Below are 19,136 nucleotides of genomic sequence, written 5' to 3' on the forward strand. Positions count from 1 at the left end.
GAACATATGGTAGAATGTATGAAAGACTATCTGCAAACAATGGAACATGAACTAGGGAAAAGTATTGCGTCATTGGACAATGAAAGTGTGCAGAAAGCAGCGAAGATTATTATCGATAGCGAACAAAAAGGTGGGCGTGTACATGTAACAGGGATAGGGAAACCAGGACATGTTGCAGGGTATATCGCATCCTTACTATCCTCTACAGGTACAAGTACTTATGAACTACATGGAACAGAAGCAGTACATGGTTCTAGTGGTCAAGTAAAGCCAGGAGACGTTGTAATTGCGATTAGTAATAGTGGTGAAACAGTAGAGTTAGAGGCAACTGTAAACACCCTCATCAAGAATGGAGCTCATATTATTAGTTGTACAGGGAATAAACAATCTACACTCGCAAAAGCAAGTGAAGTATGTTTATGTGCACATGTAGATGAAGAAGGAGATCACTTAAACAAACCTCCAAGAGCATCCATCCTAGCAGAGATTATCATCTTACAATGCTTAAGCGTAGTATTGCAGGAAGAAAAAGGATTAAATTTAGATCAGTACGTAAAATGGCATCCAGGTGGAAGCTTGGGTCAAAGTATACGTGAACTACAAAAATAGGAGACATTATGGAAAACTTTAATATTGTAATTGGTACACATGGAAGATTTGGAGAAGAACTCGTAAATTCTGCACGAATGATTGCGGGAGCGTTAGAAAATGTAGAGTGTTGTTCTCTTTTGCCAGAATATTCATTTGAAGATTATATGAAATTGGTAGATGAAACCATGGCAAAGAAAGAAGGACTTACCATTGTACTAGTAGACTTGTACGGAGGAACCCCTTGCAATGTATTTACGGTGATGAGTAAAAAATATCATTACCAAGTATTAACAGGTTTGAATTTACCAATCTTGATTGATTTATATTTAAAACTTGCCAATATGGATGAGGCGGATGTAACGATAGAAAAAATCATTGAAGAGAGTATGCAAACCCATAAAGAAAGCTGTGTTCATACAAATAAACAACTGGAAGGATAACGTGTGCTAGACAAACATTCATGCCATGAATTATAATTTCTATGTAAGCGTGACGCGGGGACACAACGAACGTTGTGTGTCACCAGAAGCATAATTTGGAATGGACATGTAGAGGAACCATTGTCTGTTTTCAGAAAGGAGTAATTTATGCTGATAGGTGAAGTGTTTGAAGAGTTTATAAACGTTGTACAAGAGAATAATCGCTATACCATTGGACTTATCAATGATAAAATGGTAGTAACGCTTTGTAGTAATAAGGCAGAAATCGGAAGACATGTCGATGTACACTATCCAGATGTACACAATATGTTTTATGAGATTACTGTAAAAGGACAAGAATTTGGATACTTGTGGGTTTCTGGTCAAGATGAAAACTTAGGTATGGTATCTAAACTATTAAATGAGTCCTTATATGTACGTTTGATGTATGAAATTAACCAAACGACATTGAATCAAAAAGTCACAAAAGATGACGAATTAGTAAAATACATATTAAATAGCGAGAACTTTGATCGAAATCATGTTTTATCCTTATTGGATGAATTAGAAATAGATGCCAATAAACCAAGAGTTGCTATTTATGTTATAAAGAATGATGGTTTTATTTTGAAAGATGTGATGAGGCTCAAGATGAAACCTGATAGTAAAGAAATTATCTATTCTTTACTTAATAGTAAATCACTTTTAATTTTTAAAGATTTACCAGAAGCATTTAAAACAACTGGTGAATATAAACCCTTTATCAGAGAGTACGTAAGAAGTTTGCAGGAATGGGATATGCAAGACTGTTACTTCTTTGTAGGATCCATACAAAAAAAGATACGACAATACGCTGTCAGTTATCAAAATTGTTTGTGGCTTCGCTCACAAGCAAACTATGACAAGAATGTCCCAGTATTCTTTACAGATTACTTATATGAATACTTTATGTCTAAGATACTGGTACATGATATTCGAGAAATTTATGATGTTTATCAGGATATGGGAAAAAACGTCGATGTAAATGAATTGATTGAAATTAGCGATAAGCTTTATATCAATGATTTCAATCTAACACAGGCGGCAGATGATTTATTCTTACATAAGAATACACTGATCTATAAGCTTAAGAAATATGAAGAGATATTTCAAATCGATGTGAGAGGAAGCTTTCAAGGAAAAGTTCTTCTGACGTTAATTGCCAATGCGTTAGGGGAACATCAGAAACAAGTACAGGTAGGTGATGAAGCATGAGCATAACAATAAAACTTGCCAGAATAGATAAACGATTATTACATGCGACAGTGGCATTAAATTGGAATCAGTTCATAGATGCGGACAATGTTTTAATCGTGGACCCTGATTATGTAAATGATCCATTTCTAGCGGATGTAATGCAGCTTTGTTTGCCGAAAACAATGCGCGTAAAGATTTTCTCAGTCGAACAATTTTTAGAGTTTATAAAAGGGGATCGTCACATTAAGGCGATGGTTATCTTCTCTAATTTAAATGTCGCTTATGAAGCAGTAAAAGCAGGCTTTCGTACAAACGAACTACAGCTGCCATATCCAGCAAGTCGTATGATGATGAAAAGTTTGTCAGATTATTTTAATGAAGAAGAGATTCGATATATTCGATATATACAAGAACAGGGAATCAAACTGTTTTTTCAAACAGCCCCATTCGATAACAAAGATTATTCTATATTTAAAAAATAAGAAAAGAGGAAACTGTTATGTTTGAAGGAATTATTACCCCGATTGTCACTCCATTTCATCGTGATGATCAGCAAAGTATAAATTATGAAGCAACTGAAAAATTGATCAATCACTTGATTGAAAAAGGTGTAAAAGGTATTTTCATTCTTGGAAGTAATGGAGAATTCCATGTAATGAGCTATCAGGAAAAAGTAGATTTTGCGAAAGAAGTCGTTCGCATGGTAAACAAACGTGTTCCAGTATTTGCGGGAACTGGATGTTGTTCAACAGCAGAAACCATCGCTCTATCAAAAGAGATGGAAGTGATAGGTGTAGATGCATTAAGTATCATTACTCCATATTTCTTAAAACCAAAAGATGAAGAAATTTACGAACACTTTAAAGAAGTTGCAGAACACGTTAATCTACCTATTATCCTATATAATATTCCAAAAGCAACTGGATGTAACATTACCCCAGAAATAGCTGAGCGTTTAGCAGATATTGAAAATATCAAAGGAATCAAAGATAGTAGTGGAAATGAAGACAACCTAAAAGCATATTGTGCAATCAGTAAGAAAAAAGATTTCTCAGTATTGATTGGTTCTGATTCTAAAATTAGCTTTGGGTATGCCCTTGGCGCAACTGGTGCAGTGGCGGGAACAAGCAATGCCATTACAGATGTTGTGGTAGGATTAGATAACGCACTTCATACAGGTGATACACAAACTGCAGAAAAACTACAAAAAGATATCGATGTCATTCGCGGTGTTCTTCCACTTGGAACTGTACCAAGTGTTATGAAACGTGCAGTAGAATTAGCTGGTATTGCGGAAGTAGGACCTGCAAGAAAACCTGTACGTGAATGTACAAAAGAGGATGATGTGAAAATCAAAGAAATGTTAGCATATTATCATCTAGCATAGGCGTTCCGAAAGGTTCGCTTTTTTTCTTTGTAATATAAATAAAAATATTCTAAATCTAATGCAATGTTTTGTAATGGTGTCTCGTATATAAGGTAGAGAGGTGATATCGAAATGAAAAAGATTTTATTGTGTATATGCTTGTCTACAATTTGTATATTGTTGAGTGCTTGCGTAACTCATGAAGCAGAAAAAAAGAATACAATACAGGATAAGACAAAGGAAGAACATGAGAAAACAAAGAAGCAACAGGATAAAACAAAAGAGAAAAAGACATCAAGTAATAAAAAAGAACCACAGGAAGATGAGCCACAGGGCAATACAAATTCAACCTTATATGGTATAGAAATAGGTGAGAAGATACTTATTGATATGAAACAAAGTATCCAAGAAAATTCGTTCTATTGTGGACCTGCAGTTGTACAAATGGTGTTGGATCATTTTCTCATTTCAAAAACACAAAAAGAGCTTGCAGATGAAATGAATACAGTAGCAATTACAGGAACAGAATATGTTGATATGGCCCGAATATTAAATAGATATATATTTCAGAAAGAGCTGGTTATCGGTTCTGAAAGTGGATATCGAGTTCAAACACTTAATATATGTGAAACAAATCCTGATGTGCTTTCTTCCATTCATACTCGATTGCAACAAAATATTCAAGAGGGTTATCCTAGCATATTGGCTGTTAATCTGAATACCTTATATACTGAACAAGTAAGTGCGAATCATTTTGTTGTATGCAATGGTTATATATTAAAGAAAGATAGTAATGAGGTAGCATTTTATTTCATCAATGACCCTTATTATGAGGTACAGGATACACAATATGGAGGTGTGAAAGTTTTTACACCAGAGGAATTAGAAGGAGCCATTATAGAAAATGTAGAACCTGCTTATATTTGGTAGTATATTTTGTGTTATGATAATTTTATAAATCATAAATTTCTTATCCTTGTATAAGGAAGAAGTTGAGGGAGTGCCATGAGGGAGAACAGAAACGATATCCAAAGAGTTGTGAACACCTATAGTGATCTTTTGTTGCGCCTTGTTTTGCACGATTCACTTTCTTTAAGTGATGCAGAAGATATTGTACAAAATACATTCATAAAATATATGCAAAAAGCTCCTGAATTTCATGATGATAATCATGAAAAAGCATGGCTTATTCGTGTCGCTTCCAATGAGGTGAAAGATGTACATAAAAGTTGGTGGAAAAGAAGAATTTCACAGATGAATGAGAATTATATGAATGTCGAGGAACAAAAGGAGGAAGCCTTTGTTTTATTGCCATATATAAGAAAGTTACCTCAAGGAAGCAGAAGAGCAATTTATCTGTTTTATTATGAAGGCTATAGTATTGTGGAAATTGCGAAAATATATGATGTAAAAGAAGCCACTGTTGCTTCATGGTTACACAGAGGGAGGAAGAAACTAAAAGGTTTGATGAAAGGAGAATTTGATGATGAATTGGAGTGACTATCAAAAAGAAATAGATGCTATAAAAATTAAAGATACCAAAAAAGAACGATGGATATTAAATATTGAAAATGCGCAAGAACGAAAAGAACATAAATTTCATACCAGACGTTATGCGGTTGTTGGTGCTTGTTTACTACTTATAATATCGGGATACCTTATGTTTTCACCATATAAAATCAATCAATCTGAAAAAAAGCCTAATGAAGTTAAGCAAGCTTTTAAGGAGCTTCCTAAAATTGCGATTACACAAAACAATGTTGTCGGATTCGGATTTGCGGGAGTTATGTTACCAGATGCGTCATATTTTGGAAAGGGGAATCCGATACTTGATTACTCGAATAAAACACTTCCTGTATATAGAAATGGGTACCTTACAGATGGAAGAGATACGATTTTAAAAGGTGCAATGAAAGAAGAACAAATAGATAAAATAATTGAGGATTATAAAAAAATATTTCATTTTAGTGAAAAAGCAGAAAAGATTATGCGATTCGATAACTTTGTGGAGGCACATTATAAAGAGGGAAATATAAATGTTAATCATCGAGGTGAAGCAGAAATATCTATTAAGAAAGAACAGTTGAAGGATAAAAATCTTGATTTTACTGCCTCGAATCAAGAGGAAGCTGAAAAAGTGGCTCTGAGGTTCGCAAATTATTTTAAAGAGGAATTAGGTCTAACAAATCCGAAACCAAATATTTCTTGTAGATTTGATAATACTCGTGAGCAAAAGTGGAACTACTCTATCTATGATGAGAAAAAAACAATAGAAGATACAATTTTTTCTTATAGCTTCAGAAAGGTTGGTTTTGATTACTCTGAAACTTATATAAACGTAATCATTAGTTTTACTCCTGTAGAAGAAAAACTTGGTGATTATCCAATTATATCCATTGATAAAGCAAGAAGTTTGTTTATGGAAGGTCAGTATATTTCTAATTCTCTTCCTCCAGCGCAAGGTGCAGACATAGCATTTATGGAGATAGCTTATTTGGATGATCCTACCTTTGAGTATTTGTCACCTTATTATAAAGTATATGCAGAGATGGAAGATGGACTTATTATTCCAATTGAGGGAATGAAACATTATGGTATCTATTATATTCCTGCTATCTCTTCTGAGTATTTGGATATAAGATTACCGGATACGAGTTTGACGTTTAATTGATACATAAAGGGAATAAAATTCTTAGCTCTTAAAGATAGTTCTTGAGAACGTTTTCATTAGGTGGTAATATTAGAATATATAGGAGGAGAATATTATGAGATTACTTACAAGATCGGATTTCGATGGATTAGCTTGTGCTGTCTTTTTGAAAGAGGTTGGCATAATTGATAATTGGAAATTTGTGCATCCAAAAGATCTTCAGGATGGATTAGTAGAAGTTACAAAAGATGATTGTTTGGCTAACGTCCCTTTTGTGGAAGGCTGTGGTCTATGGTTTGATCACCACTCTAGTGAAGAAGAAAGAAATGCATATCAAGGGAAGTATGTAGGAGATAGTAGACAATGTCCTAGTTGTGCACATATCGTGTATGATTATTATGGAGGGAAAGAAAGATTTCCTAATTATGACGAATTATTAGAAGCTGTAGATAAAGTAGATAGTGCAAATTTACAGATTGATGAAATTTTACATCCAAAAGATTGGATATTATTAGGGTTTATTATGGATCCACGTACTGGACTAGGAAGATTCCGCGATTTTACTATTAGCAACTATCAACTGATGGAAAAAATGATTGATTGGTGTCGTGTGATGGATATTCATGAAATTCTTGCGCAACCAGATGTTGTAGAGCGTGTTGAACTTTACTGGGAACAAAACGAAAAATTCATGGAAATGGTGAAGGAACATACGACGGTTGAAAATAATATCATTATATCGGATTTACGTGGAGTAGAAACCATTTATACAGGGAATCGTTTTTTGATTTATAGTATGTATCCTGAAGCAAATATCTCTGTTTGGATTGTCAATGGAAAAGGTGGTTTGGGTTGTAGTGCAGCTGTAGGATATAGTGTGCTCAATCGTACTTGTCAGATTGATGTAGGGAAACTAATGTTGAAATATGGCGGTGGTGGTCATCATGTGGTTGGTACTTGCCAATTTGATGATGAACACATGATAGAAGGACTAGCATCTCTTTTACAAGAAATGAAAGAAATGAATGCATAAAACAAAGGTATCTTCTTGATTGGAGATACCTTTTATAAGAAAGGATAGGAAAGGTTTGAATATGAAAAAAACATTATATAGTGAACGTTTGATCGTTCGAGAATTTGAACAAAGAGATGTAGAAGCATTCTTTGAATTGATGAAAGATGAAGAAGTAAATACGTTTTTACCATGGTACCCATTTACAACAATAAAGGAAGCACAAAGTAAGTTGGATATGTATCTACAAGATGAAAATGGATATCACTATGCGATATGTCTTAAAGAGGAAAATAAAGTGATTGGGTATGTGAATGTGAGTGGGGACGATAGTCATGATTTTGGTTATGGATTACATAAAGCGTATTGGCATAAGGGAATTGTAAGTGAAGCTTGTACCTTGGTTCTTGAAGAGCTTAAAAAAAATGGAGTACCTTATATTAGCGCAACACATGATCGTAAGAATCCAAGAAGTGGTGAGGTGATGAAACACCTTGGTATGAAGTATGAGTACTCTTATGAAGAATTATGGCAACCAAAAAATATCCTTGTTACATTTCGTATGTACCAATTGAACTTTCAAGATGATATTCCAGTCTATAGCAAATATTGGGATACATCAAGTGTTCATGAAAAAGAGAACATATAAAAAAACTATCTTTTGAGATGAAGTTATCAAACGAAAGTAGGCAATTTTAAAAAGAAATATTTCTTTAAAGTATATCTACTTTTATCTTACTACTTCACTTTTGAGGATAGTTTTTTTACGTATTATGCTTCTATTTTTTCAAATTTTTCTTTTGGTGCGCCACATACAGGGCATTTATAATCATCATTTTCTAATGTGATATCGCCTTCATAAATGTAGCCACAAACTGTACATTTGTATTTCATTGAAATTCTCCTTTCTTAGTTCTCCATCTTTTCAAATAAATCTTTAGGGACGCTACACATAGGACATTTGTAGTCATCACTTTCATTCATTATATCACCTTCATAGATGTAACCACAAATACTACATTTATAGCGTATGCTATCTGTGGCAGTACTAGTACTTTCTTGGGGTTGTTCTTCTACTTTTTCAAATAAGTCTTTTGGTACACTACATAAAGGACACTGATAATCTTCGCCTTCTAAGGTAATGTCTCCTTCATAAATATAACCACACACACTACAGCGATAGCTTATAGAAGATGTAGATATTTTTGTATCTAATGCGCTTTCTTGTATAAACATATCTTTATATAGGGATGGATTTTCATTTAAATCGTCACGTACATGATAGCTTGTATGTAATAACTCTTCTGCTAATGTAGATAATGGTTGTTTATAAAATTCATCGTAGAGTTGTTGGATGTGAGGATTATCATGAGAGTTTCTTAAGGTGATTTCTTGGTCTTTTGCGTAGAGCGCATCGATTCTTTTCTTGCGAATAGCTTCCATATCTTGTCCAATATGCTTTGGTTGTCCACCTCCACCAATGCATCCACCAGGACAGGTCATTACTTCTACGAAATCATAATGTTCTTTGGTAGTTTCTAGATGTGAAATGAATTGTCTAGCATTATCAGTTCCATGTACTATGGCGACCTTTAATGGAATATCTTGTATCGTTAGTTGTGCACTGCGTACGCCTTTTAACCCACGTACTGCTTCTAGTTGTAATAAATCAGCGGTTGGTTGTTGTTTGGTTAAAAAGTAATAGGCTGAGCGAATTGCAGCTTCCATGACACCACCTGTATTTCCAAAGATGATTCCTGCACCACTTCCTCTAGGCATCAGTGAATCATAATCACTAGGGATTACATTATCCAAATCTAAATTGTTTGCTCGCATCCAATTCGCAAGTTCTCGTGTTGTGATTACCACATCACAATCTGCGTATTCTTCTTGTTTATGATACTTACTAGCATCGCTCATTTCTTCACGTTTGATTTCAAATTTCTTTGCAGTACAAGGCGTTAATGCTACCACATAAATGTCTTCAGGGGCAATGCCTTCTTTTTGTGCGAAGTAAGTTTTGATGGTTGGCGCAAACATAGAAATCGGTGATTTGCTTGTGGAAATGTTAGGAAGTAAATTTGGATAATAGGTTTCCACAAACTTCACCCAAGCAGGACAACAACTCGTAAATTGCGGAAGTGGTTTTCCTGTTGTAATACGATCAATCAATTCACTCGCTTCTTCCATAATAGTTAAATCTGCCGCAAACGTGGTATCAAATACATAAGGAATACCAAGTGCACGTAAACTACCAACCATGTGCTCTTCTACATAACTTCCAGATGGCATTCCAAATTCTTCACCTAAACCAACACGTACACTAGGTGAGGTAATCGCAACCACCTTCTTTTTGCCTTCTCGTAAGACACGTTCAATTTTCATAAAGTCTTGTACTTCATGAATAGATCCTGTTGGACATACATTGGCACATTGTCCACAATGAATACAAATTGCATAATCATTTGTTTTTGCTAGGTCATAATGTTTCCCTACAGAGATTTGTTGTTGGCAGACATCTCTACATTGTCCACACTGAATACATAGACTTTCTATTCTTCGAATGGCAGGATTATCTGCCTCTATTGGTACACGGATATCTATGGATAGATGTTTACTCATATAATTTCTCCTCTTTCAACCTTTTCTTAAACTAAGAATGATTCTTAATATAATTAAATATTACAATTTGTTTTATTGTTTGTCAATGCTAATTGTAATTATTTGGTAAATCCTTTTAAAAATCGTGCATGAATCATAGATTCGAGGTATAATAATTGCATACGGCAGGAGGTAGATACAATGGGAAATCTTGAAAAAGCAATCGGAGTATTTGATTCTGGCTTAGGTGGCATCAGTGTTTTAAATGAATTGCGTAAGATGATGCCTTCGGAAAATTTTATATATTTTGGGGATTCTAAATTTGCACCATATGGAGTGAAAAGCAAAGAAGAAATCACTGCTCGTTGTGAATCTATATGTGAATTCTTTATGATGAAAGGCGTAAAAGCAATTGTAATTGCGTGCAATACTGCAACCAGTGCTTGTGTCAATGAACTACGCGATAAATATCCTATGATTCCGATTATAGGAATGGAACCTGCATTAAAAGTAGCAGCTGAAAAAGAAGGTAAACAAAATATTGTAGTACTAGCTACACAGTTTACGTTAAAAGAAAAAAAGTTTGCACAGTTAATGTCTCGTTATGAAGAAGAAAATACGATTTATAAACAACCTTGTCCAAAACTAGTGGAAATTGTAGAAGGGCACCAATTAACAAATCAAGAAGTAGTGGAAACTACCTTAAAAGAATACTTGGATACATATGATTTATCTACCATCCATAGCATTGTGTTAGGATGTACACATTTTGTGTTCTTCAAAGAAGTGATGAAAAAACTTTTACCTACGCATATAGAAATCATTGATGGCAATCATGGTACCGCAAAACACCTCGTGCACATCTTAGAAGAACAAGAGGAATTAAAAAAGACGAAGGAAATGGGAGAAATCAAAATTTATAATTCTATGAAACATGATGAAGCAATTATGGAATTATCAAAACAATTATTACACATCTAAGATAATTTTATCCATCCGATAGGATTATCTTTTCTTATATATGAATCAGAGCTTTTATTGGGTTAAATGCAAGTTAATTATCGAAAGAGTTGTCTTTCATTCATGAACAATATATAATATAAAGAGTTTAGAAGGAGACTATATATGAGAGAGAATGCATGGAATAAGTATGATGAAAAAACATTAAAAGATGTTTTTGATTTCAGTGAAGGATACAAGAAATTCATTTCTGATTGCAAAACAGAACGTGAATGTGTTACAGAGTCTATTCGTATCGCTGAAAAAGCAGGATATCGTAATTTAGACGATATCATCAAAGCAAAAGGAACTTTGAAAGTAGGGGACAAAGTATATGCTAATAATATGGGAAAAACATTGGCATTATTTCACATTGGTGAAGAACCTATTGAACAAGGATTGAATATTTTAGGAGCACATGTGGATAGTCCACGTTTGGACATCAAACAGAATCCTTTATATGAAGACAAAGAATTGGCTATGTTAGATACACACTATTATGGTGGTATCAAAAAATACCAATGGGTAACACTTCCATTAGCATTGCATGGTATTGTTGTGCGTAAAGATGGAACAAGTGTAAATATTAACATCGGAGAAGATGATAGCGATCCAGTTGTGGGTATTTCTGATTTATTAGTTCATTTATCTGCAGACCAGTTAACAAAAACTGCAAGTAAGGTAATTGAAGGAGAAGACTTAAATGTTACAGTGGGAAGTATTCCTTTAAAAGATACAGAAAAAGATGCTGTAAAAGCAAATGTTTTAAAACTATTAAAAGAAAAATATGACTTTGAAGAGGATGATTTTGTTTCTGCAGAAATTGAAGTAGTACCTGCAGGAAAAGCCCGTGATTATGGATTGGATCGTTCTATGATTATGGGATATGGTCATGATGATCGTATTTGTGCATATACTTCTTTGATGGCTTTATTGGAAATGAAGAGCGTAAAACGTACAGCAGTTTGTTTGTTAGTGGATAAAGAAGAAGTTGGTAGTATTGGCGCAACAGGAATGCAATCAAAATTCTTTGAAAACACAGTTGCAGAAGTCATGAACTGTATGAACGTATATACAGAATTAAGTGTTCGTAGAACATTGAAGAATTCAAAAATGTTATCAAGTGATGTAAGTGCTGCATTTGATCCTAACTATGCAAGTGTTATGGAACCAAAGAACTCTGCTTATTTTGGAAAAGGAATTGTCTTTAACAAATATACAGGTTCTAGAGGTAAGGGTGGATGTAACGATGCTAACCCTGAATATATTGCAGAACTAAGAAATATCATGGAAAAAGAAGGAGTATCTTATCAAACTGCAGAACTTGGTAAAGTAGACCAAGGTGGTGGAGGTACAATTGCCTACATCTTAGCACAGTATGATATGGAAGTTATCGATTGTGGTGTTGCACTTCATAATATGCACGCTCCTTGGGAAATTGCTTCTAAAGCGGATGTATATGAAACAACAAGAGGGTATGTAGCTTTCTTAAAACACGCATAACATGAAAAAGACGCAAGCGCGTCTTTTCTTTTGGTTTATAAGTACAATACCAATCCCATGATACCAGAACTTACAATCACTAGAATGGGATTCCACTTGAATTTACGTAGTAGAAGAAAACAAATACAGAAAATAAGAACTGCAATACCATCTAGAGACATATCTTTTATAGTTAAGGTGGAAGTATTACAGAAAGCCAGTAACAAAATAGTGCCAGCACATGCCATAATTAAACCGCAGGCACTTGCTTTTAGACCGTTTATGACTTTGTATACATAGATCGAAGATTGGTATTTCTGAAAGAATTTATATAACGTTATAGAGATTACAAAACCAGAAAAGATACAACCGATTGTTGCGACAATCGCACCAGGTATACCAGCAATTTGAATCCCAACAAAGGTCGAAGTATTCACAGCAATAGGTCCTGGTGTCATTTGAGAAATCGTGATAATATCTGTGAATTCTTGCATTGTTAACCAACCATGCAAATTCACCACTTGTTCTTGAATAAGAGGAATGGTCGCATAACCTCCTCCAATACTAAACAATCCAATTTGTAGAAAGCTAATAAGTAATTCGTAGAGTGAACTCATACAATACCTCGCTGTCTATGCCAATATTGTATTGCGATACAATATAAAACAGAAACTATCAAAATAAGTGCTACGTTTATTTGGAATATAAAACTTGCGATAAAGGTAATTGGAACTAGTACATAAATAGAACGAGGCTGTTCTTTAAAGATGGTAGCACACATGTCAATCATAAAATCTACAATTAAAGCGACGACTCCCGCTTGCATACCTTTCAAAGCCATGGAAATATATATATTGTCTCGAAATGCTTCATAACCTACAGAGATAACAGAGAGTATAAGCAATGGGGGTAATACTGCCGCAAAAGCACTTAAAATAGAACCCTTAAGTCCCGCAACTTTATAACCAGCCAAAACAGATAAGTTAATCGCAATCGCACCTGGTGATGATTGTGCAATGGCAGCCATTTCCATAAGTTCATCTTCTTTAAAACAATGCGCTTTTTCAACATAGTACTTACGTATCATAGGGATGACTACATAGCCCCCTCCAAACGTAAACGCACTGATAAAGAAATTGGTACGAAATAACCATATATATAAAGCAAATCCTTTTTTATTCATAATCTATCCTCCGGTATTATTATAACTTACCTTTATATATAAATAAAATTATATTATTTTATGTAATATATGTTAAAATTGATATATAGAGGTGATCCTAATGAATATAAAAATGTTGCAGATTTTCCAAAAGGTTTGCGAAGAAGAAAATATTACAAAAGCAGCTACAAAGTTGTATATGACACAACCTGCAGTATCCTTAGCAATTAAGGAATTGGAGGAAGAACTTCAAGTACAATTATTTGATCGTTTTGGGAAACGCATCTATTTAAATGCTATAGGAAAAGCATATCTGAGCAAGGTTCAAAGAGTCTTACATTCTTATGAAGACCTTATTCATATATCACCTTCCTTAGAAGAAAACTGTACTATACACTTGGGTTCTAGTATTACCATAGCAAATGATCATTTGCCAATGGTGTTACAGGAATTTAAGAAGATATATCCAAATGTAAAAGTCGTTGTTTGTGTAGAAAGTGCTAGTAAGATCTTACAGCGTTTACAACAGCATACGATTGATCTTGCACTGGTCGAGGGTGTAGTTGTGAATGAAGATTGGCAACAATTACGTTTTTCTTCTTATGATTTACAAATTCTATGTCATAAAGAACACCCACTTGCTAAGAAACATACGATAGAATGGAATGAAGTTACAAAGTATCAATGGTTACTTCGTGAAAAGGGAAGTGCAGCTCGTGATACCTTTGATAGTGCATGTCGTCTTCACCAAATGGTAATAGAGCCACTTTGGACAAGTGTGAACTCTCAAGCACTATTACAGGCAGTTCGTCATAATTTAGGAGTTAGCATTCTTCCAGATTCCATTATTCAAACATGTCCATTCCGGAAAGAATTGCACACCTTAACCATAAGAAATGAAGTACTCTGTAATGAAAACCATATCGTATACGATAAAGGACTCTTTTTAAATGAACCATTAAAAACTTTATTATCTACACTACAGCAGTAAAAAAAGTGCTTAATATTGTCTAAAGCATCGAGATAGCAAATTGTGAATATTTATGATTTATATGCTATCATTTACTCAATGAATGGGATGAGCAATAGGAGAAATGTTTATGAAATTAGTCTATAAAATAGCACTTTCTGTTAGTATCATAACTTTAAGTTTATTCTTGATGATCAATGATATGATAATAAATCAATCACTGAATATTAGAAACGTGCAAATTTTTGTTCTAGCAATAACAATTGCTCTTATTTGTTTTACTCCTAACAAAAAAAGAAGAATAATTTTTGGATTTATATATTTTGTGTTTTTTGTATTGTCATTTGCTTGTTGTATAATCAGTATAAATATGTTTGGCACATCACAGCCTATAGCAGCTATGCAAGGCTATTATAAGGTAGTTGAAAAGAAAGATTTATATTATGTAGTGCCAATCAAGTCTTTAACATATAAATATAGATATGGAGAACCAACTATATTTATTACCCAAAAAATAAACGAGATAACTACGTTGGAAACGATTTTAAAAGATCACTATATTGAATTGATAACGAGTGACTTACGAATAGAAGAAATTAAAGGAACGGATAATGAGGGGATGAAAAAGTATCGCATATCGATTGATTCCAATCGAACGATTTATGTACATGTATATAATAAAAATACGTATGCTTGGTTTGGAATACGTATTTGAATAATTCAATCTAGGATACAGATAAAATAACAAAAGATCGAAAGATCTTTTTGTGATTAGGTAATATCCGCGTCTAATGTAAAATCAAGAGCAAACTCTTCATCGATAGTAATTACTTCATCTTCAAGTGTAGTTGCGGATCCAGAATACTTTAGAATGGTTTGTCTATCATTTACCTTTATATTCAATTTTATGTCGGATGTTTTGTAAGTATCCTTTATATAATTACAGAAGAATTCATGTTGACTTACAATACCTTGTAAATTTAATTCAATAGATGATGCTGGTTGGGCAATCCCATGTCCTGCAAATGAAATATTAGGGGCTTCCATTTTGATGCCTTCTTTTCCAGTAGGTCCATCGCTTATTTGAATATAAATATCTGGATGATAAGAACACCAAATATAATATCCACCAATGCCACCAATGAGAAGTAATACAATGCAACAAATTACCACGTATACTTTCTTGACTCTCAATTCTATATATTTACTCATGTTTCCCCTTCTTTCTTTTCTAAGAAATATAGAATATTGATGTTTCTCTATGTTCATTCTAGCACTAAAATAAAAAATTGTCTTGTGGTTTTAAAGAAGTGTTCCATAGCAAATGGTCATTTACCAAGAGTGTTACAAAAATTTAAGAAGACATATATAAATGTAAAAATTACATTTTGTGTAGAAAGTGCTAGAAAGATATTTCATTTGTACTAACCTATAAAAAAAAGCGCATGCGCACTTTTATCTATTTATTGCGATGATATTCATCCGTAGCAAGATTTACTTCGTGATCAAAACTTCTTTCATGAAATGCCTCTTTCCCTTGATCACACAAGGGACATTTATAATCATCGTCCTCTTTCAAGAAATCTTCACCATCATAAACATATCCACAGATATCGCATATATACTTTGTCATACTAACACTCCTTTATAATGATTGTATTATACTAAATATTTTTGTTTTATGTCACGTCAAATGATTTTTGGAGGTTCCTCATTCATAATAAATTTTATTTCACATTCTAATTCATATCCACTTTGTTGCTTTACTTTATCTTGTACATAGGTAATTAATGTTTGAAAATCTTGACTGCTCGCATCCTTTTCATTGATCAAAAATCCTGTATGCTTATTGGATACACAAGCATCTCCAATACGTTTGCCAGCTAGCCCTGCTTCATATATCAGCTTTGAAGCGTGATTCCCTAAGGGTCTTTGAAAGGTACTTCCTGCACTATACTTATCCATTGGTTGCATTGCATAACGTCGATTCATTAAATCCTTCACTTTCTCTTTAATAAGGTCTTTATTTCTAGGAACCAAATCATAGATTACTTCTAGGACGATACCAAAATGAGAACTAAAGTAGCTATGACGATATGAAAAATCTAATTCTTCATTTGTAAAGGTCACGACTTCTAGTTTCTCATTTAAAAAGGTTACTTCCTTTACGATGTCTTTCATTTCACCATCATAAGCACCAGCATTCATAATGATAGCTCCGCCAACACTACCAGGTATTCCACAAGCAAATTCAAAGTTACCTAAGTGTTTCTTTATACAGAAATTGCTAACAGCTTTTAAAAGGGCGCCACTTTTTGCTTTTACAAGCGTATCATCAATCTTTGTAATACTTGAAAAAAGATTCGCAATATGCAAAATTACCCCATGAAAGCCTTCATCAAGTGCCAATACATTACTTCCTCTCCCTAATACGTAAAAAGGGACTGCATATTTTTGGCATACTGTTATCGTATCTTTTATATCTTTTACTTTTGAAACTTCCACAAGGAGTTTTGCTGGACCTCCAATATGTAGCGTAGTCAAAGAAGCAAGTAAGATATTACGTTTCACTTTTATATTCTTCTCTATTAGATACTGGTATACCATTTCCAATGAATTCATAGACATCCTCACTTTCCTATATGATATCGTAGTATTATGAATACTCCTAGTAGTATGCTATAAGTGCACTATGGTAGTATATGTAAATGCCTAATAAAAGTGTAGTGTTGTTCAAAATATAAAAAAAGCCGAATCCATTCGACTTTTGTGTATACATTGGCTGGGGTACTTGGATTCGAACCAAGGAAATGCCAGATTCAGAGTCTGGTGCCTTACCGCTTGGCTATACCCCAATTTTTAGTGCAGCATGTGATATTATAAAGCATTGCGCATATCCTTGTCAATAGAAATTAAGCAAGTTCAAGGTAAAAAAGACTTCTTTTAGGTTGATAAACAGCCCTGTTTATTATATGATTATAAAGTATTGAAAGGAAGAATATTATGACAAAAATAAGAACTAGATTTGCGCCAAGCCCTACAGGATATATGCATATCGGAAACTTAAGAACGGCATTGTTCGAGTATCTGATCGCAAAACACGAAAATGGAGATTTTATCCTTCGTATTGAGGATACAGATCAAGAGCGTCTTGTAGAAGGTGCTGTAGATATTATTTATAATACAATGAAAGAAGTTGGACTTCACCACGATGAAGGACCAGATATCGGTGGTGAGTTTGGACCATATGTACAATCAGAGCGTTTACCAATGTATAAAGCATATGCTGATCAATTAGTAGACCTTGGTGGTGCACACTATTGTTTCTGTGGTGAAGAAGAAATTGAAAGACAAAGAAAAGAAGCTGAGAGTTTAGGAATTTCATTTAAATATGATGATCCTTGTAAGCATGTGAGTGTTGAAGAAGCACGTACTCGTATTGCGAATGGGGAAACCTACGTAGTGCGTCAAAGTATTAAACATGATGGTGTTACCTATTTTGATGATGAAGTATATGGAAGAATCGAAGTAGATAATAGTACATTAGATGAATCCGTTTTGTTGAAGTCTGATGGATTTCCTACATATAATTTTGCCAATATCATTGACGATCATCAGATGGAAATTTCTCATGTTGTACGTGGGAATGAATATTTATCTTCCACTCCGAAATATAATTTGATTTATCAATCTTATGGATGGGACATTCCAACCTATGTACATGTACCTCCAGTAATGAAAGATGAACAACATAAATTAAGTAAACGTAATGGAGATGCTAGCTTTCAAGATTTAGTAGCGAAAGGATATTTACCTCAAGCTATCTTGAATTATATTGCTTTGTTAGGATGGGCCCCAGAAAGTGAACAAGAAATTTATACGTTAGAAGAGTTGATCAAAGTATTTGATATCAAACGTATTTCTAAATCTCCAGCAATCTTTGATATTGATAAGCTTACTTGGATGAATGGAATGTATTTACGTGCAATGTCAGTAGAAGAATTCTTTGAAATTGCGAAACCATACATTGAAGAAGGGATTCATAAACCAGTAGATATGTTAGCAGTTGCTCGTATCTTACAACCTCGTACGGATACATTAGCAACCATCACAGAAAGCATTGACTTTATTGATGAGTTAGCAAGCTACGATAATGAAATGTATATTCATAAGAAAATGAAAACAACTTATGAAATAGCTTTACAGGCTCTTCAGGCTGCAAAAGATGTATTAAGCGAACTTAATGACTGGTCTAGAGAAGAAAGCATCCACGATGTTTTATTGGCACTTCCTGAAAAGCTAGGTATGAAGAATGGGCAAGTATTATGGCCAGTTCGTACAGCGATTACAGGAAAGCAATTTACACCAGGGGGCGCAATTGAAATTGCCCATATTCTTGGAAAAGAAGAAACATTAAAAAGAATCCAAGTTGGAATCGAAAAATTAGAAAAAGAGTAAGCGAAAGCCATGCCTAGAGTATGGCTTTCTTTTACCATTTTCGCTATAATAGAAACAAAAGAAGGTACAAGTGTGAAACAACGAAGAGAGAAAAGAGTAACTTAAAAAGAACACAAGAGTGAACGATTTTAAAATAGGAAAATTAATAAATATTAGCTTGCAGGATTTGGTGTGATTGTATAGCCACCAA

Annotated in this window: 22 protein-coding genes and 1 tRNA gene; 15 read left to right on the forward strand and 8 right to left on the reverse strand. The window is 33.9% G+C overall.

Annotated elements, in window-relative coordinates; all coding sequences use genetic code 11:
* Nucleotides 1–6: 6 nt before the first annotated feature.
* The 10 genes from ACWG0P_RS14230 (at nucleotide 7) to ACWG0P_RS14275 (ending at nucleotide 7,923) form a co-directional block, all read left to right on the forward strand.
* Nucleotides 7–609 (forward strand): SIS domain-containing protein, encoded by a 603-nt coding sequence (locus tag ACWG0P_RS14230; RefSeq protein WP_455802300.1) that lies wholly within the window; start codon nucleotides 7–9, stop codon nucleotides 607–609.
* Nucleotides 610–617: 8 nt separating this feature from the next.
* A complete protein-coding gene (locus tag ACWG0P_RS14235) occupies nucleotides 618–1,031 on the forward strand; it encodes a PTS sugar transporter subunit IIA (RefSeq protein ID WP_455792919.1) in 414 nt (137 codons plus the stop codon).
* 147 nt (nucleotides 1,032–1,178) lie between these two features.
* On the forward strand, nucleotides 1,179–2,264 hold the full coding sequence (locus tag ACWG0P_RS14240; RefSeq protein ID WP_455802301.1) for a PucR family transcriptional regulator: 1,086 nt from the start codon (nucleotides 1,179–1,181) through the stop codon (nucleotides 2,262–2,264).
* Nucleotides 2,261–2,728: a PTS sugar transporter subunit IIB gene (locus ACWG0P_RS14245; protein WP_455792923.1), complete on the forward strand. Its 468-nt coding sequence runs from the start codon at nucleotides 2,261–2,263 to the stop codon at nucleotides 2,726–2,728. The genes ACWG0P_RS14240 and ACWG0P_RS14245 overlap by 4 nt, the downstream gene beginning before the upstream one ends.
* Before the next feature lie 17 nt (nucleotides 2,729–2,745).
* Nucleotides 2,746–3,633 (forward strand): 4-hydroxy-tetrahydrodipicolinate synthase, encoded by an 888-nt coding sequence (gene dapA, locus ACWG0P_RS14250; protein WP_455802302.1) that lies wholly within the window; start codon nucleotides 2,746–2,748, stop codon nucleotides 3,631–3,633.
* A 111-nt stretch (nucleotides 3,634–3,744) separates the two neighbouring features.
* A complete protein-coding gene (locus ACWG0P_RS14255; protein WP_455802303.1) occupies nucleotides 3,745–4,542 on the forward strand; it encodes a C39 family peptidase in 798 nt (265 codons plus the stop codon).
* 75 nt (nucleotides 4,543–4,617) lie between these two features.
* Nucleotides 4,618–5,112, forward strand: a complete 495-nt coding sequence (locus ACWG0P_RS14260; protein WP_455802304.1) for an RNA polymerase sigma factor — start codon at nucleotides 4,618–4,620, stop codon at nucleotides 5,110–5,112.
* On the forward strand, nucleotides 5,096–6,283 hold the full coding sequence (locus ACWG0P_RS14265; RefSeq protein WP_455802305.1) for a hypothetical protein: 1,188 nt from the start codon (nucleotides 5,096–5,098) through the stop codon (nucleotides 6,281–6,283). The genes ACWG0P_RS14260 and ACWG0P_RS14265 overlap by 17 nt, the downstream gene beginning before the upstream one ends.
* Nucleotides 6,284–6,377: 94 nt before the next feature.
* Nucleotides 6,378–7,295: a hypothetical protein gene (locus tag ACWG0P_RS14270; protein WP_455802306.1), complete on the forward strand. Its 918-nt coding sequence runs from the start codon at nucleotides 6,378–6,380 to the stop codon at nucleotides 7,293–7,295.
* A 61-nt stretch (nucleotides 7,296–7,356) separates the two neighbouring features.
* Nucleotides 7,357–7,923, forward strand: coding sequence for a GNAT family N-acetyltransferase (locus ACWG0P_RS14275; protein ID WP_455802307.1), 567 nt, complete (start codon nucleotides 7,357–7,359; stop codon nucleotides 7,921–7,923).
* Between the two features lie 122 nt (nucleotides 7,924–8,045).
* On the opposite strand, the gene ACWG0P_RS14280 is transcribed toward ACWG0P_RS14275, so the two are convergent.
* Nucleotides 8,046–8,168, reverse strand: a complete 123-nt coding sequence (locus ACWG0P_RS14280) for a rubredoxin-like domain-containing protein (RefSeq protein ID WP_455792934.1) — start codon at nucleotides 8,166–8,168, stop codon at nucleotides 8,046–8,048.
* Between the two features lie 15 nt (nucleotides 8,169–8,183).
* Complete coding sequence (locus tag ACWG0P_RS14285; protein ID WP_455802308.1) at nucleotides 8,184–9,896, reverse strand: [FeFe] hydrogenase, group A; 1,713 nt, start codon at nucleotides 9,894–9,896, stop codon at nucleotides 8,184–8,186.
* Nucleotides 9,897–10,076: 180 nt separating this feature from the next.
* Here ACWG0P_RS14285 and murI point away from each other — a divergent pair, with 180 nt between their 5' ends.
* Both murI and ACWG0P_RS14295 read left to right on the forward strand, forming a co-directional pair.
* On the forward strand, nucleotides 10,077–10,856 hold the full coding sequence (murI, locus tag ACWG0P_RS14290) for a glutamate racemase (protein ID WP_455802309.1): 780 nt from the start codon (nucleotides 10,077–10,079) through the stop codon (nucleotides 10,854–10,856).
* 144 nt (nucleotides 10,857–11,000) lie between these two features.
* Nucleotides 11,001–12,377, forward strand: a complete 1,377-nt coding sequence (locus ACWG0P_RS14295) for an aminopeptidase (RefSeq protein ID WP_455802310.1) — start codon at nucleotides 11,001–11,003, stop codon at nucleotides 12,375–12,377.
* Between the two features lie 35 nt (nucleotides 12,378–12,412).
* Here the strand turns inward: ACWG0P_RS14295 and ACWG0P_RS14300 are convergent, their stop codons facing one another.
* On the reverse strand, nucleotides 12,413–12,973 hold the full coding sequence (locus ACWG0P_RS14300; RefSeq protein ID WP_455802311.1) for a chromate transporter: 561 nt from the start codon (nucleotides 12,971–12,973) through the stop codon (nucleotides 12,413–12,415).
* Nucleotides 12,970–13,539 carry a chromate transporter gene (locus ACWG0P_RS14305; RefSeq protein ID WP_455802312.1) on the reverse strand — a complete coding sequence of 190 codons (570 nt, stop codon included), beginning with the start codon at nucleotides 13,537–13,539 and terminating at the stop codon, nucleotides 12,970–12,972. The genes ACWG0P_RS14300 and ACWG0P_RS14305 overlap by 4 nt, the downstream gene beginning before the upstream one ends.
* Nucleotides 13,540–13,639: 100 nt before the next feature.
* Here ACWG0P_RS14305 and ACWG0P_RS14310 point away from each other — a divergent pair, with 100 nt between their 5' ends.
* Nucleotides 13,640–14,509, forward strand: a complete 870-nt coding sequence (locus tag ACWG0P_RS14310; protein ID WP_455802313.1) for a LysR family transcriptional regulator — start codon at nucleotides 13,640–13,642, stop codon at nucleotides 14,507–14,509.
* A gap of 109 nt (nucleotides 14,510–14,618) precedes the next feature.
* Nucleotides 14,619–15,203, forward strand: coding sequence for a hypothetical protein (locus tag ACWG0P_RS14315; RefSeq protein WP_455802314.1), 585 nt, complete (start codon nucleotides 14,619–14,621; stop codon nucleotides 15,201–15,203).
* Between the two features lie 56 nt (nucleotides 15,204–15,259).
* Here the strand turns inward: ACWG0P_RS14315 and ACWG0P_RS14320 are convergent, their stop codons facing one another.
* The 4 genes from ACWG0P_RS14320 to ACWG0P_RS14335 all read right to left on the reverse strand — a co-directional run bounded on the left by ACWG0P_RS14320 (nucleotide 15,260) and on the right by ACWG0P_RS14335 (nucleotide 17,343).
* Nucleotides 15,260–15,700: a hypothetical protein gene (locus ACWG0P_RS14320; protein WP_455802315.1), complete on the reverse strand. Its 441-nt coding sequence runs from the start codon at nucleotides 15,698–15,700 to the stop codon at nucleotides 15,260–15,262.
* A gap of 247 nt (nucleotides 15,701–15,947) precedes the next feature.
* Complete coding sequence (locus ACWG0P_RS14325) at nucleotides 15,948–16,121, reverse strand: rubredoxin (protein WP_455802316.1); 174 nt, start codon at nucleotides 16,119–16,121, stop codon at nucleotides 15,948–15,950.
* Nucleotides 16,122–16,177: 56 nt separating this feature from the next.
* Nucleotides 16,178–17,110: a UDP-N-acetylmuramate dehydrogenase gene (murB, locus tag ACWG0P_RS14330; RefSeq protein WP_455802317.1), complete on the reverse strand. Its 933-nt coding sequence runs from the start codon at nucleotides 17,108–17,110 to the stop codon at nucleotides 16,178–16,180.
* Nucleotides 17,111–17,267: 157 nt separating this feature from the next.
* Nucleotides 17,268–17,343 (reverse strand) — tRNA-Gln (locus ACWG0P_RS14335).
* Between the two features lie 148 nt (nucleotides 17,344–17,491).
* Here ACWG0P_RS14335 and gltX point away from each other — a divergent pair.
* Entirely contained in the window at nucleotides 17,492–18,946 is a 1,455-nt protein-coding gene (gene gltX, locus ACWG0P_RS14340; RefSeq protein ID WP_455802318.1) for a glutamate--tRNA ligase, read from the forward strand.
* The last annotated feature ends 190 nt before the right edge of the window (nucleotides 18,947–19,136 follow it).

The organism is Amedibacillus sp. YH-ame6 (assembly GCF_053848845.1).